The 14,820-nt window shown below is 58.9% G+C and carries 15 protein-coding genes; 7 read left to right on the top strand and 8 right to left on the bottom strand.

From position 1 onward, the window contains the following. Window positions 1-513: 513 nt before the first annotated feature. The 3 genes from HY29_RS09610 to HY29_RS09600 form a co-directional block, all read right to left on the bottom strand. Window positions 514-1,065, bottom strand: coding sequence for a Smr/MutS family protein (locus tag HY29_RS09610; RefSeq protein WP_034796248.1), 552 nt, complete (start codon window positions 1,063-1,065; stop codon window positions 514-516). Window positions 1,066-1,068: 3 nt separating this feature from the next. Next, window positions 1,069-2,292: a murein transglycosylase A gene (gene mltA / locus HY29_RS09605; protein ID WP_051601378.1), complete on the bottom strand. Its 1,224-nt coding sequence runs from the start codon at window positions 2,290-2,292 to the stop codon at window positions 1,069-1,071. Window positions 2,293-2,362: 70 nt separating this feature from the next. Next, entirely contained in the window at window positions 2,363-2,977 is a 615-nt protein-coding gene (locus tag HY29_RS09600) for a Tim44/TimA family putative adaptor protein (protein ID WP_034796245.1), read from the bottom strand. Between the two features lie 134 nt (window positions 2,978-3,111). On the opposite strand from HY29_RS09600, the gene secB reads away from it, so the two are divergent. Next, complete coding sequence (gene secB / locus HY29_RS09595; RefSeq protein ID WP_034796241.1) at window positions 3,112-3,612, top strand: protein-export chaperone SecB; 501 nt, start codon at window positions 3,112-3,114, stop codon at window positions 3,610-3,612. Here the strand turns inward: secB and dnaQ are convergent, their stop codons facing one another. The 5 genes from dnaQ to HY29_RS09570 are packed head-to-tail and all read right to left on the bottom strand — an operon-like array spanning window position 3,613 to window position 7,169. Further along, the gene (gene dnaQ / locus HY29_RS09590; RefSeq protein WP_034796238.1) at window positions 3,613-4,314 is read right to left on the bottom strand and encodes a DNA polymerase III subunit epsilon; all 702 of its coding nucleotides are present in this window, start codon (window positions 4,312-4,314) and stop codon (window positions 3,613-3,615) included. Next, a complete protein-coding gene (coaE, locus tag HY29_RS09585) occupies window positions 4,311-4,922 on the bottom strand; it encodes a dephospho-CoA kinase (RefSeq protein ID WP_034796235.1) in 612 nt (203 codons plus the stop codon). The genes dnaQ and coaE overlap by 4 nt, the downstream gene beginning before the upstream one ends. Then, on the bottom strand, window positions 4,919-5,734 hold the full coding sequence (gene aroE, locus HY29_RS09580; RefSeq protein WP_034796232.1) for a shikimate dehydrogenase: 816 nt from the start codon (window positions 5,732-5,734) through the stop codon (window positions 4,919-4,921). Before aroE ends, coaE begins: the two co-directional genes overlap by 4 nt. After that, a complete protein-coding gene (locus HY29_RS09575; protein ID WP_034796229.1) occupies window positions 5,731-6,327 on the bottom strand; it encodes a Maf family protein in 597 nt (198 codons plus the stop codon). The genes aroE and HY29_RS09575 overlap by 4 nt, the downstream gene beginning before the upstream one ends. 2 nt (window positions 6,328-6,329) lie before the next feature. After that, window positions 6,330-7,169, bottom strand: coding sequence for a pyruvate, water dikinase regulatory protein (locus HY29_RS09570; RefSeq protein WP_034796223.1), 840 nt, complete (start codon window positions 7,167-7,169; stop codon window positions 6,330-6,332). A 342-nt stretch (window positions 7,170-7,511) separates the two neighbouring features. On the opposite strand from HY29_RS09570, the gene hemE reads away from it, so the two are divergent. From hemE to mnmG, 6 genes are all read left to right on the top strand, one after another. Then, complete coding sequence (hemE, locus tag HY29_RS09565; protein WP_034796221.1) at window positions 7,512-8,549, top strand: uroporphyrinogen decarboxylase; 1,038 nt, start codon at window positions 7,512-7,514, stop codon at window positions 8,547-8,549. A gap of 6 nt (window positions 8,550-8,555) precedes the next feature. Then, window positions 8,556-9,638, top strand: a complete 1,083-nt coding sequence (gene hemH, locus HY29_RS09560; RefSeq protein WP_051601377.1) for a ferrochelatase — start codon at window positions 8,556-8,558, stop codon at window positions 9,636-9,638. A gap of 2 nt (window positions 9,639-9,640) precedes the next feature. After that, window positions 9,641-10,069: a CopD family protein gene (locus HY29_RS09555; RefSeq protein ID WP_034796219.1), complete on the top strand. Its 429-nt coding sequence runs from the start codon at window positions 9,641-9,643 to the stop codon at window positions 10,067-10,069. 155 nt (window positions 10,070-10,224) lie between these two features. Beyond that, complete coding sequence (gene rho / locus HY29_RS09550) at window positions 10,225-11,514, top strand: transcription termination factor Rho (protein WP_422119921.1); 1,290 nt, start codon at window positions 10,225-10,227, stop codon at window positions 11,512-11,514. Window positions 11,515-11,531: 17 nt separating this feature from the next. After that, window positions 11,532-12,866 carry a tRNA uridine-5-carboxymethylaminomethyl(34) synthesis GTPase MnmE gene (gene mnmE, locus HY29_RS09545; RefSeq protein ID WP_034796217.1) on the top strand — a complete coding sequence of 445 codons (1,335 nt, stop codon included), beginning with the start codon at window positions 11,532-11,534 and terminating at the stop codon, window positions 12,864-12,866. A gap of 71 nt (window positions 12,867-12,937) precedes the next feature. Further along, on the top strand, window positions 12,938-14,803 hold the full coding sequence (gene mnmG / locus HY29_RS09540) for a tRNA uridine-5-carboxymethylaminomethyl(34) synthesis enzyme MnmG (protein ID WP_034796208.1): 1,866 nt from the start codon (window positions 12,938-12,940) through the stop codon (window positions 14,801-14,803). Window positions 14,804-14,820: the final 17 nt, after the last annotated feature.

Raw genomic sequence — 14,820 nt, 5'->3', positions numbered from 1 at the left:
GGATACCCGGATGGTTGCGGCCAGTCCGGCTATAGGTGCTGCCGGGCAGGGAAGACCAAATTCGAAACCCGTTTCCAGATGGAGACACCGCATGACCCCCCTCTAACTCCCCCCTTTCAGGGGGGAGAATGCTCCTCAAGCAAGGCAGCTGCTGTCAGCGTCCCTCCCCCTGAAAGGGGGAGGACAGGTGGGGGTCATACCGCAATTGCCGCCAAAGACGGTGGGAGGTGAGGGGCAAAACTCAGGACAAAGAACACAGAAAGGACAACGCCATGCCACGCCGGAAAGCCCGCACCAGAAACACGTTCCGCATGAAATTCATGTGGCGTTTTGAAGACGCGCCACATTCAGCTCACATCAAGTTTCTGCGTCGTATTGCCCGCAATATTCCGCAGGCGCGGGAATGGATTGAAAGGTGCGTTTACGATCCGGATCTGGTTGTGGAAACACATCATCGCATCCTGAAACATCTCGGGCCAGGGAAAGACGATTTCACCGTTCAGTATGAAAAGTTCATGGCTGCCGAACGGGCCCGGACCGCCGCAGAAACAGATAAAACGCCCCAGAGCCCCCATGCCGAACATGGGCCTCTGAATAGCCAGACACATGTTGGCTGGCATCCGGCGTCTGAACCCAGTGAAGAAAGTTCCGCCGAAGAACCCCCTCGCCCCCGCGTCCTTTTCCTGTAATCACCAACACACAGCGCGCGCCTTGGGCGCGGCTGTGGGTGACGAATTGCATCAGGCGTAATTCAGCCATGGTCTGCGTCATGCCGTGCAGATCAATTGTCCCGGCCAGCTCCAGCCGCCCGCGGCGCACGCGTTTCTCACCGCCCCGGTCGGCGGCCCTGGCGGTTGGTTTCTGTTTTTCTTCCGCCTTGCCTGCCGCCGCAATCAGTCCGTCAGCGGAATGTTTACGCGGCCGCATCGGGTTGACCGGCCCGCCGGATTCCAGGGCGCGCTCGAACTCCTCCAGATTCGCCGTAGGCGGACCAATTGGCTTTACCGTGCGCGCAACCCGGGCCCAGGCGCGGGATTCCTCAGGGGTCAGGCGGCGCTTGGTCATGGCCTAGGGCGCAGTCAGCTTGAGAGACGGGTTGGCAACATTCTCATCCATCAGCCGCCGGGCCACCTTGCGCGGCAGGAACACCCACAGGCGGCCGGGGGCGTTCATTGTGCCCGCACGCTCGCCCGCTTCCCTGCCGGTGCCGAAATAGAGATCGCCGCGCACCGGGCCCTTGATCGCGCCGCCGGTGTCCTGCGAAATCAACAGGCCCGCCCATTTGCCGCCCAGGCCCGGCGCCTCGGTCTCAACATACATCGGCACGCCCAGCGGATGGATGGACGTGTCCACCGCCATGGATGACAGCGGCGTCAACGGAACGCCCTGCGCCCCTTCCGGGCCCAGCGCCGGGTCGCCCTCGGGCAAGGCGCGGAAGAACACAAAGCGCGGATTGTGGTTCATCGCCTTGCGCGTCTCCACCGGGCCGGCCCGGTCCATCCAGGCGCGGATGCCCTGCATGCTCGCCTCCCCGGCACTGATGCGGCCCGTCTCCATCAGCCAGTTGGCCGTGGAGCCGAACCGATGGCCATTATGCGCGGCATAGGCTGCACGCACTGTCCGCCCGTCCGGGAAATGCAGGCGGCCGCTGCCCTGGATCTGCAGGAAGAACACATCTGCCGGATGGGCATAGGCAATCGCCTTCACGCCATTCGTCGTGATCTCTGCGCGGCTGGGATACGGCCGCAACCGGCCATCGGGCATACGCTGTTTCGGGTTCGCGCCATTGGGCACCAGATCCGCTGGCAGCGCCGGCACAGGTTCGGTGAAAGGCGGGGTCGGCGTGTAGCGCGCCTCATACATCGGCTCGAAATAGCCGGTAAACCGGCTCTCGCCCGTGGGAGAGGAGATTTCAACCGGCAGGAATTCTGCCTCAAGAATGGCCCGGGCGCTGGCATCATCCTCCGCCATATTCACTGCGTCACATACGGGCAGCCATTCGGCCACAAACCCGGCCCAGGGCGCATTGGCGGAAAGATAGTCACCGGCAGACCGGTCCTGAAGCTTCACGCAGGATCGTTTGAACGCGCTGATCGGCAATTCGATCGCCGCGTCCTGCCAATTCGGCAGGGCAGAAAAACTGCTTGGGCGCTCAATCGCCTCCACCTGTTTCGGCGGGGCAGACACTTTGGGCGGAACATCCCTCACCACAGGGCGCGGTGCGGGCGGAGGGGCACTCTGACAGGAGGCCAGAATGGTCATCACAGACAGGCAAAGCAAACGGCGGAACATGCCGTCACTTATGGCTTGGTTCAGGTCAGTCTGTCACGCCCCAGATGTCGGGTCTGCAGCAGAAGATGGCCTATTTGGCCTCTTCCACATCATCCAGGATCCAGTTCGGATCGGTTCCGGTCACATCGCGCATGAACGCCCACAGCTCTTTTGCCGTGCGCGTCGTCTCGCCATCGCCCAGTTCAGCTTGATAGCGCACCCAGACGCGGGCCATCTTGCCGTCCAGCTCAGCGCTTTCGATCTCGGCCTTCTTGATGCGAAGAAGATCAAAGGCGGGCGTGTTGTTGGCTTCGCGATCACTGATCGCCTGATCCCAGGCTTCATAGACGTCATCATCCAGCAATGGACGCAGCGCTTCACGATCGCCCCGGGCAAAGGCTCCGACGATCATTGCGTAGGCCGCACGGGCCCCGCGCATGAATTCCGGCTCATTGAACCGGCGGTCAGCATTGTAGATCTCTTCCATTCCTGCCGCTGCCGGCCCGGTAAAGATCGGCGTTTCCGGCTCAACCGGCTGCAGGGGCCTGTCTACAGGACTGGCAGGGGTGTCGCCGCGCTTCGCAGACGGTTCGGTACGCCGCATGGGCGTATCGTCTTCCCCCTTCCCCAGCACGGTGTAGAGACGGAAAAGTACAAACAGCGCAATCGCCGCAAGAATGACTACCTGAACAACAGGATCGAACATGAGGGCGGAATATCCTCCAAAGAAGTGTCTATCACTCTAGATAGGTTGAACGGGCCTGTCATGCCAGTGATACATTGCGCGTTAAGGGGCCGCATGCTAGGCGGCGCGACGTAAAGTGCAGAGGGAGAACAAGCATGACAGACGCCAGCACACCGGAAAACCCCCAGCCGCAAGGCACCGGCCAACAGACGCCGTCCATGCGGGTGCTAGGCCAATATGTCAAAGACTTGTCCTTCGAAAATCCAGGACATGGCCCTGTGCAGGCCCAACCGAACATTGATCTGGGTATCGATGTTGGCGCGACGCCGCACGCCGACGGCAATGGCCTCTTCGAAGTCTCTCTGAAACTGTCCGCCAAGGCGACATCAGAGCAGACTGTCCTGTTCCTATGTGAACTTGAATATGCCGGTCTGTTCCAGCTGCAAACAGCCGATCAAAGCCAGATCGAGCCCATGCTGCTGATCGAATGCCCGCGTCTTCTGTTCCCGTTCGCCCGCCGTATCATTGCAGAGATCACGCGCGAAGGCGGCTTCCCGCCCCTGCTGATCGACCCGGTCGACTTTGTGCAGCTTTACCAGGCGCAATACCAGCGCGCCACCGAACAGAAAGGCCAAAATGGCGTTGGCCAGGCCTGATCAGCTGACCTTTTTCCAGATCGCGTCGTCGCCCAGGCTTGCAATAAAGGCTTCGTGGGCGGCGCGTTCTTCTTCCGTGATCTGCGAGGCAAGTGGCTGAGGCCTTTGCTTCGCTGTCCGCTTCCGCGACCCGAAATCCATTTCCTCTGCCGTCTCGAACGAGAAAGCGCGCGCGCGACCGCCCAGCAATTCCAGATACACGCTGGCCAGCAGCTGGCTATCCAGCAGAGCGCCGTGGAAGGTCCGGCTCTCGAGCGAGATATCGTAGCGACGGCATAGCGCATCCAGACTGGCCGGGGCGCCGGGATATTTCTTGCGCGCCATGGCGGCGGTATCGATCCAGCGCTCTTCCGGGATCGGCGGACGCCCACAGCGCTCCAGCTCCATATTGATAAAGCCGCGGTCAAACCCTGCATTGTGCGCAACAATCGTGGCGTCGCCCAGAAATTCCAGGAAGGCATCCACGACTTCCGGATGCTCAAAATAGGGCGCATCTTTCAAATGCTCGTCCGTGAGGCCGGTGATGCGGACCGTATCTTCAGAGACCGAGCGTTTGGGATTGATCAGCACACGAAACGTGCGACCGGTCGCAATGTGGTTATTCATTTCCACTGCACCGATTTCGATAACCCGGTCGCCGTCGGCAGGGTTCAGGCCAGTTGTTTCGGTATCGAATGCGATTTCGCGAATAACATCACTCATGCGTCACTCTCTTCCTCAGCAAGACGATTCATCAGGCGCACTATGGCCTGAACACAGTCGCGTGCAAACTCGAAACCATGCGCCGAGGTGATGATAAAATCTGCCTTGGCGCGTTTGTCGGCATCCGGCATCTGCCGGGCGAGAATGGACTCGAATGTGTCCGCCGTCATGCCCGGGCGAGAGAGAACGCGTTCGCGTTGCACTTCGGCTGGCGCGCTGACAACGACGACATAATCGCAATAGGCATATCCGCCTGCTTCATAGAGCAGCGGAATATCCAGAACGATGAACGGCGCACCGGATTCATGTGCCTTGTCGCGAAACTGTTTCTGCGCATCACCCGCCAGCGGATGGACAATCTGTTCCAGCGTCTTCATCGCGTCGGAATCATTCAGCACCCGACCGCGCAGGGCATTTCTATCAATTGCGCCATCGACGGTAACACCCGGAAAGGCCGCCTCAACCGGCGCGACTGCCGCCCCGCCCTTTGCGTAGAGTGCATGAACTTCGGCGTCGGCATCATAAACCGGCACGCCTTCTTCGCGGAAGAGTTCAGCCGTTGCGGATTTTCCCATCCCGATAGAGCCCGTCAGTCCAAGGATGATCATGTCGTGGCCTCCACAAGTTTGCGGCACCGTTCTTCAGCTGACACCATATCCGGCAGCACGCCGAACCAGTGTTCAAAGCTGAAGGCGGCCTGCGCCACCAACATGCCGAGACCGTCCACCGGCTTCCAGTTCTGCGCGGTTGCATTGTCCAGCATGGATTTTGCCGCCTTGCCATAGGAAATGTCGTAGAAGATACGGGATTTTCCATCCGGCATATCAAGCGCCTGGCCGGTATGGCCGAGGCTGAGCGTATTGATGACAATGTCCGCTTCGCCCATGGCGGCGACTGCCTGATCCAGACTGCAGATTTCTGCTTCGACGTTCAGATGGTTGGCCATTTCTTCTGCGCGGGAAACAGTCCGGTTACAGATCGTCAGATCTGCGCGCATATCGGATATCGCAAGTGCCACAGCGCGGGCCGCGCCCCCTGCCCCCAGCAGACAGACATGTTGCCCCGAAATATCAATATCGATCTGGCCCAGCGTTTCGGCAAATCCCGGCGCGTCGGTATTCTCTGCGTGCCAGCCACCTTTTTTCAAATGGACCAGCGTGTTCGCCGCGCCAATACGGCGCGCAACGTCACTTACCGTTTCTGCCAGTGCCAAGGCTTCTTCCTTGTGCGGCAGGGTTATATTCAGCCCTTTTGCCCCGCGCGATTCCAGAGTCTCAAGCCCTTCTGGCAATTCGCCTTTGGCAATGTGCAGGGCCTCATATGTCGCATCGATGCCATGCTCACGAATCCACGCCTTGTGAATAACAGGCGAGAGAGAATGCGATACCGGATCGCCGACAACACCATACAGCAAGGTCATGAGGGCAACACCTTCCGAACGCGCAGATAATCAAGCAGGGGTAAAAGCGGCAGACCGAGAATGGAGAAATAATCCCCTTCGATGCGGGTAAACAATTGCGCGCCGAGGCCTTCCAGCTGGTATGCGCCAACTGTGGAGAGGAGCGGATCGCCGACCTTTTCGACATAGTCTTCGATGAAGTCTTCGCTCAACACGCGCATGGTCAGTTTCGGCCGGGCCAGATAACGCCAGACCGGTTCGCCATTTTCGGAAATCACGATTCCGGTTTCCAGCGTATGTGTCTTGCCGGACAGTTTGCGCAAATGCTCGCGCGCGCCATCAAGATCCACGGGCTTGTCGAAGGCTTCATTTTCCAGCGACAGCATCTGGTCACAGCCGATGACCAGACCGTTCTCGCGCATCGAAACCTTCATGGATTTCATCTCGGCCAGTTTCATGGCCTGATCGCGCACGGACATGGTCTCTGCGCGGAACGCGGCTTTGGCCGCATCTTCATCCACATTCGGCTTGATGGTTTCAGCGTCCACGCCTGCAGCGGACAGCACGGCGCGCCGGCTCTGGCTGCCGGAGGCAAGAATGATGCGCGGGCTCATACCTAGGCTTTCCGTTCATTCAGCAGATTCAGAATGGCCGCAGCAGTTTCCTCAACCGAGCGGCGGGAGACATCAATTGTCTTCCACTTGTTGCGCTGGAACAGGCGGTTGGCCTGGGTGACTTCATCGCGCACAGCCGCTTCATCGGCATAGATGGTGTGTTCATCCTGATCGAGCGAGATCAGACGTTGGCGCCGGATCTGTACAAGGCGTTCTGCGCTGACTTTCAGGCCGATGACCAGCGGGCCTTTCGGGCCCAGCTTTTCAATGAAGGGCGGCAAGGGCACGCCGGGCACCAGCGGAATGTTGCCTGCCTTTACCTTGCGGTTCGCCAGATACACACAGGTCGGTGTCTTGGATGTGCGGCTAACCCCCAGCAGGATGACGTCTGCGCCGACCAGCCCGTCGACATTCTGGCCGTCATCATGCGCCAGCGTAAAGTTGATGGCTTCCATCCGCTCGAAATAGTCATCATCCAGCGCGTGCTGGCCGGCAACTTTCTGGTTGGCTGAAATGCCAAGGTGACGGCCCAGCATGGCGATCGATGCATCCAGAACCGGCAGGGTGGCGACACCATGCTCGCGGCAGAAGGATTCCAGCTTTTGGCGCAGGACTTCATCAGAGATCGTGTACCAGACAACGCCCGGCGCAGCCTCGATCTCTCGCATCACCCGTTCCAGCTGACGCTCGGAGCGGACGAGATAATAATTGTGTTCAAGCGGCTGCACATTTTCGAACTGTGCGCATGCCGCTCGCTGAATCGCATTAAGCGTCTCACCCGTACTGTCAGAGACAAGGTGGACATTGAAATAAATGCTGAAGCGCTGAGGGGTCGTATTCATCCCCCCTGTTTTGCCGAGGTTGGCGAAACACACAAGGCCTGTGAGTCGCCTGTGGATAGCCATTTTTCCCCAACTGGATTCACAATTGACTCACAGGTGGCAGAATCCGACTCCTTAAGAATCCCTTTATGTTCGACTCTGTGAGTCCCGCTAGGGTGTTAACCCCTCATTAACCCTGTGCTGGCGGGTGGTTAATGAAACCTTACCCGGGTGCGACACCCTGTGACTCACCTGTGGAATTAGCTGGACAATTCCTGTGTGTGGTCTTTCTCCACGAATTACACGGTCTAATAGTTATAAGCGCCCTGACGGGCTTTGTTTGAATTTGGAATGGATGGGGCGATGGGCGAGAACACCAAGCCGAAACTGATTCAGGTACTTGAGGGAAATGCGGTTTCTCCGCCTCCGGTATGGATGATGCGCCAAGCCGGGCGACATCTGCCCGAATATCTTGAGCTTCGCTCCCGGGCGAAGAACTTTCTGGATTTCTGCTACACGCCTTCCATGGCCGCTGAAGCGACCCTGCAGCCAGTCCGCCGCTATGGCATGGACGGGGCCATCCTGTTTGCCGACATTCTGTTGATCCTGGATGCGATGGGCCTGGGTGTGCGGTTCGAAAAAGGTGTCGGGCCTCTGGTCGAAGAGATCGCCAGCGCATCGGACCTCTCCCGCGTGCCGGCGCAACAGGCGGCAGACCGTTTGTCTCCTGTCTATGAAACCGTCTCCCGCGTGAAAGCTGGTTTGCCGTCAGGGACAGCCCTGATCGGATTTGCAGGTTCTCCATGGACCGTTGGCCTTTATGCCATCGAAGGACGCGGTAAGACCGACAAGTCCACCGCCTGGCGCTGGGCGCATGGCAAGCCGGATGAGCTGGCCGCTGTGCTGGATCAGATCATTGATGCGACGGCCTATTATCTCAGCGCACAGGTAGAGGCTGGCGCCGATGCCCTGATGCTGTTCGATAGCTGGGCCGAGGGCCTGCCGGACAATATCTTCCGCGAAGTCATTATCGCGCCGACGAAGAAACTGGTCGCGCGTCTGCGGGAAATGGGCATCACCGTGCCGATCATTGGCTTCCCGCGTGGGGCCTCTGCCATGATTACCGAATATGTTGCCGAAACCGGTATTACCGCCGTGGGTCTCGATACCGCTGCTGTGCCGAGCTTTATCAACAATGCGCTGCCGGAAGGCTTCCCCGTTCAGGGCCATCTGGACCCGCTCTTGCTGATCGAAGGCGGAGAAAGACTCGACGCGCGCGTTCGCGACCTTATCTCTGCCTATTCCGGCCGCCCGCACATTTTCAATCTTGGACATGGCATTCGGCCGGAAACCCCCATCGCGCATGTTCAGCGCGTTCTGGAAATCATTCGGGAAGGCTGACATTTCATGGCCCGCAAGATCGCTGTCGTACTATTCAATCTGGGCGGACCGGATACGGAAAAGGATGTTCAGCCTTTTCTGAAAAATCTGTTCCGCGATCCGGCGATCATCGGGGCGCCGCTGCCGGTGCGCTGGTTTCTGGCGCGGCTGATCTCGTCGACGCGGGCACCGTCTGTGAAAAAGAATTACGCCATGATGGATGCTGGCGGCGGGTCGCCCCTGCTGCCGGAAACAAAGATACAGGCGGAGGCGCTGACTGAGGCGCTGGCAAAGCGCTATCCGGAAGACGAGGTGCGCTGTTTTATCGGCATGCGCTACTGGCACCCCTTCACCGAGGAAGCTGCTGCCGAGGTGAAAGCCTGGGGCGCGGACGAAGTTGTGCTGTTGCCGCTCTATCCGCAATTCTCCACAACGACGACGGGATCGTCCCTGACGGCCTGGAAGAAAGCGTACAAGCAGCCGGTGAAGACGGTGTGCTGCTATCCTTTTGCCGAGGGCCTGATCACGGCGCATGTCGAGCGGATCATGGAAGCGCACAAGCGTGCGGGCGAGCCGGGCAATGTGCGTTTGCTACTCTCGGCGCACGGTCTGCCGGAAAAGATCGTCAAAGATGGCGACCCTTATCAATGGCAGTGCGAGACGATGGCCGACATGATTGCCGGTCGCGTGCCATCCGACTGGGAAGTGGTGGCCTGCTATCAATCCCGCGTGGGCCCGCTGAAATGGATTGGGCCGCCGACAGAGGAATGCATTGCCGAAGCGGCTGACGAAGGAAAGAACATCCTGATCGCGCCGATTGCCTTCGTGTCAGAGCATATCGAAACACTGGTAGAGCTGGGCGAGGAATATCGCCTTGTTGCCGAACAGCATGGCGCGCCGAGCTATACCCGCGTGGAAGCGGTTGGCGTGCACGAGGAATTCATCTCCATGCTGGCTGACCAGGTGCAGGATGCCCTGCGTGAAGATCTCAGCATCCGGTCCTGTGCAGGGTCTCGCCTCTGCGCCGGCAGCTGGAGCGGATGCCCGAACACGCAAGCACATACTGGGGCAGGCAAACTGGTGAATGCAGATCAGAAAGCGGACGCGTAATCATGTTATATCTCTGGGTTAAGGCGCTGCACGTCATTTTCGTGATCGCCCTGATGGGCGGTCTGCTGGTCTACCCGCGCTACAAGATCCATCAGCTGTCCAGCAAACCCGGCGATGAATTGTTTGAGACGATGAAAGATGCGTCTGGCAGGCTGCGCAAGATTATCCTGAACCCGAGCCTGATCCTGGTCTGGGTTCTGGGTATCACGATGCTGGTCATGAACCAGAACCTGCTCAGCCAGCCATGGATGCATGTGAAACTGCTGCTCGTGCTGATCCTGTCCGGCATTCACGGATACTTCATTGGCGTTGGCAAGAAGATTGACCGTGGCACCGCGACCATCACGGCCAAGCGTCTGCGCATGATGAATGAAGTACCGTTTCTGCTGATGATCGGCATCGTCATCATGGTGATCGTGCGCCCGTTCTGAATCGCCGACTCTGGCGCAACCCTTGACGAAATGTCCCTTTAGGGGGCATATGCGACAAAACCGCTGCGCAGTCCTTGCGCGGGCGATGACCCCCCGACTTTTTAAAATCCGGCTCCTGAAATTATCTCCAGCAGCCCCTCATCCGGAATTCACTGATGGCATCTTCCATGCTCGACGACATCACCAGCGTAAAACTTAGCGACCTGAAGGCGAAGTCGCCTGAAGAATTGCTCTCCTATGCGGAAGAGCTGGAAGTCGAAAACGCTTCCTCGATGCGGACACAGGATATGTTGTTCGCCATCCTGAAAGAGCTGGCAGACAGCGAAGTGGAAATCACCGGCCAGGGCGTGCTGGAAGTGCTGACCGATGGCTTTGGCTTCCTGCGCTCTCCGGAATCCAACTACCTGCCCGGCCCGGACGACATCTATGTCAGCCCGGAAGTTCTGAAAAAGGGCAATATCCGCACCGGCGATACGGTCGAAGGCCCCATCGTCGCGCCGCAGGATAATGAGCGCTACTTCGCGTTGACCGATGTCTCACGCATCAATTTCGAAGAGCCGGATAAAGCCAACAAAAAAGTCCACTTCGACAATTTGACGCCGCTCTATCCTGAAGAGCGCCTGCGCATGGAAAGCCAGGACCCGACCCGCAAGGATCGCTCCGGCCGCGTGATCGACATTGTTGCGCCAATTGGTAAGGGCCAGCGGGCGCTGATCGTTGCGCCACCGCGGACGGGTAAAACGGTTCTGCTGCAGAACATCGCGTCTGCCATCGAAGAAAACCATCCGGAATGCTATCTGATCGTTCTGCTGATCGATGAGCGCCCGGAAGAGGTGACCGACATGCGCCGCACGGTGAAGGGCGAAGTCGTCGCCTCCACCTTTGACGAACCGGCGACGCGCCACGTTCAGGTTGCGGAAATGGTTATCGAGAAAGCCAAGCGTCTGGTTGAGCACAAACGCGATGTTGTCATCCTGCTCGACTCCATCACCCGTCTTGGCCGCGCTTACAACACGACAGTGCCGAGCTCTGGCAAAGTGCTGACCGGCGGTGTGGATGCCAACGCCCTGCAACGTCCGAAACGTTTCTTCGGCGCCGCGCGGAATGTTGAAAATGGAGGGTCGCTGACCATCGTTGCTACGGCCCTGATCGATACCGGCAGCCGCATGGACGAAGTCATCTTCGAGGAATTCAAAGGCACGGGTAACTCCGAGGTGGTACTTGACCGGAAGATTGCCGACAAGCGGACCTTCCCGGCCATCGACATCATGAAGTCCGGTACGCGGAAAGAAGAGCTGATCACGCCGCAGGCACAGCTGTCGAAAATCTACATCCTGCGCCGTATCCTGGGGCCGATGGGTACAAACGATGCCATCGACTTCCTGTTGGATAAGCTGCGCCAGACGAAGAACAATGATGAATTCTTCGAAGCGATGAAGAACTAAAAGGAGCGCGATTGGCCATGAGCGAGCGCGACACCATCTGCGCCCTCGCCTCGGGCCAGCCGCCTGCAGCCATCTGCATTATCCGTCTCTCCGGAGACGCGATCTGGAAACTGGCTGGCGCGCTTCTGGATTGCGGCCTGCCAGAGCCCCGCCGGGCAACGCTGACCAAGTTTCGTGATGAAGACGGCAATCTGATTGATGAGGGTCTCGCGCTGTTCATGCCGGGGCCGCATTCCTATACAGGCGAAGATACGCTGGAGCTGTACTTGCATGGCGGGCCAGCCGTGATCGAACATGCAATCAGTACACTGATTAAAGAACCTGACGTCCGAATGGCTGAACCGGGTGAGTTCACACGGCGCGCCTTTGAAGCCGGCAAGATTGACCTGACAGAGGCCGAAGGTGTCGCAGACATCATTGAAGCAGAGACCACGGCTCAGAAAGCGCAGGCCCTACGCCAGCTGACAGGCGGTCTGACCGAGCAGTATGACCATTGGCGCGCAGAGCTGACCGGTATTCTCGCGCTGATCGAGGTCGCCGTGGATTTCCCGGACGAAGATGATGCGCCGGAGGAAACGACCGCACCAGTCATCACAAAACTGAACCGGTTGATCGGGCAGTTGGAAGAGGCGCTCGGCGACCGGGGTATTGGCGAGAAGATTCGCGATGGCTTTCGCATTGCCATTATCGGCGCGCCGAATGCCGGCAAGTCGACCTTGCTGAACCGGCTGGCGGGTCGTGATGCGGCGATCGTGACGTCCCGTCCTGGAACAACGCGAGACGTGATCGAGATCCGGCGAGTGCTCGGTGGGCAGGTCGTCTGGATTTCCGATACGGCTGGTCTGCGCGAAACGGAAGACGAGATTGAGGCAGAAGGCGTACGACGCGCAGAGCGTGTCGCGGCCGAGGCAGATCTGCGCCTGTTAATGGTTGACGGAGCATCCCCGGAACTGGGGGTGCTGACCTCCCACTACCGCCAAGCGGCGGATATGGTTATCGTTAACAAGGCTGATGCCGATTTGTCGGCAGATCTGCCCGATTTTAACTACAAGATCTCAGCCCGGGATGGCGCGGGTGTTGCGGAGCTGGAAGCCGCGCTCGCTGACTTCATCGCAAAGAAAGCTGCGTCTGTTGAGGCGCCGGTCATTACGCGCGCGCGCCATAGGGCCCGTTTGGTTGAAGGCCTCAGTTGTCTCATTGCGGCACGGGATGCGCTGGACCTAGGCACCGGCGCGGAATTGGCGGCTGAAGATGTGCGCCTGGCGATACGTCATCTCGGCGCAATTGTCGGTACGGTCGGGGTGGAAGATGTACTCGGCGCTGTCTTCTCCCAGTTCTGCATCGGCAAATGACCCCTAGGGTTTAAGCGTCCGAACCGCTATATAGCGCCTTTCTGAAAACACCGGACCAGAAGCGGCGCGCGATGAGCGAGACAAACCAGTTTGATGTGATTGTGGTAGGCGGCGGCCATGCTGGCTGTGAAGCCGCGGCGGCGGCAGCGCGCACGGGCGCGCGCACGGCGCTGGTCACCCACAAGATCGCGACCATTGGCGAGATGAGTTGCAACCCGGCAATTGGCGGCCTGGGCAAGGGACACCTTGTGCGCGAGATTGATGCGCTGGATGGCCTGATGGGGCGCCTTGCCGACAAGGCCGGTATCCAGTTCCGTATGCTCAATCGCTCCAAAGGCCCCGCCGTTTGGGGTCCGCGGTCGCAGATAGATCGCAAGCTTTATCGCGAAGCCATGCAGGCGGAGCTCAGCAATTATCCGAACCTCACCATTATCGAAGATGGCGCAGAAGATCTGATCGTTGAGGATAATCATGTGGCCGGTGTCATCGGCCTGACAGGCGATGAATATCATGCGCCTTCGGTCGTGATTACGACAGGTACGTTCCTGAAGGGCCTGATCCATATTGGCGAGAAACGCATTCCTGCCGGCAGGGTTGGCGAAGCCCCGGCGATTGGCTTGTCGGATCGTCTCTATGGACTCGGTCTGCCCATGGGCCGCCTCAAGACCGGAACCCCTGCCCGCCTCGATGGCCGCACGATTGCGTGGGACCGTTTGGAGATGCAGCCGGCAGATGAGCGCCCTATTCCGTTCTCCTATCTGACGGACGAAATCACTGTGCCCCAGGTCCAGTGCGGTATCACATGGACGACGCCTGAGACGCACGCGATCATTGCGGAGAACATCACGCAATCCGCGGTGTATTCCGGAGCGATTGCCGGTCGTGGACCGCGCTATTGCCCGTCGATTGAGGACAAGGTGCATCGCTTTGCGGATAAGGATCGCCACCAGATCTTTCTGGAGCCGGAAGGTCTGGAGGATCATACGGTTTATCCGAATGGTATTTCCACGTCTTTGCCGGAAGAGATTCAGGAACGCTTCCTGAAAACCATTCCGGGCCTGGAAGACGCGAAGATCCTGCAATACGCCTATGCGATCGAATATGATTACGTCGATCCGCGTGCTTTGTCGTCTTCTCTGGAAGTTCAGGCCCTGCCCGGCCTTTATCTGGCCGGACAGATCAATGGCACAACCGGCTATGAAGAAGCCGGCGCCCAGGGTCTCGTCGCGGGGTTGAATGCTGCGCGGGCCACCGACGGAAAAGAGCCGATCATTTTTGATCGCGCCGAAGCCTATATCGGGGTTCTGATCGATGATCTGGTCACGCGCGGCGTTACCGAACCATACCGTATGTTTACGTCACGCGCGGAATACCGCCTGGCACTACGGGCAGACAATGCGGATCAGCGTCTGACCGCAAAGGGTATTGCCGCCGGATGTGTCGGGTCAGACCGGGCCGCCGTGTTTCACGTGAAACAGGAAAAACTGGAGACGGCGCGGACCCTTCTGAATAATCTGACATTGTCGCCGGCCAAAGCCGCCCTGGCCGGATGGTCAGTCAATCAGGATGGTCGCGTCCGGACCGCTTGGGAATATCTCTCATATAAAGACATAGATCTCCCATCACTGGCCAAAGTCTGGCCAGAGCTATCTGATATTGCCCCGGAGATCGCGGCGCAGATCGAAATCGAGGCGACCTATTCCGCTTATCTGGATCGCCAGGCGGAAGATGTTGCGGCGTTGCGTCGGGATGAAGACCTGATGATCCCCGGAGATCTGGATTATTCGGCCATTGGTGGCCTTTCCAATGAAGTCCGCCAAAAGCTGGAAACCGTTCGTCCATCGACGCTGGGACAGGCCGGTCGTATTGAAGGTGTCACGCCCGGCGCGCTCACAGCGCTTCTCGGATATGTTAAGCGCCGTAAGAAGGCCGGTTAATACTCATGACGAATTCT

The organism is Hyphomonas beringensis, from assembly GCF_000682755.1.
Taxonomy (GTDB): Bacteria; Pseudomonadota; Alphaproteobacteria; order Caulobacterales; family Hyphomonadaceae; genus Hyphomonas; species Hyphomonas beringensis.
The sequence above is the reverse complement of the archived record's forward strand: the minus strand, read 5'-3'. Positions and strand labels throughout refer to the sequence as shown.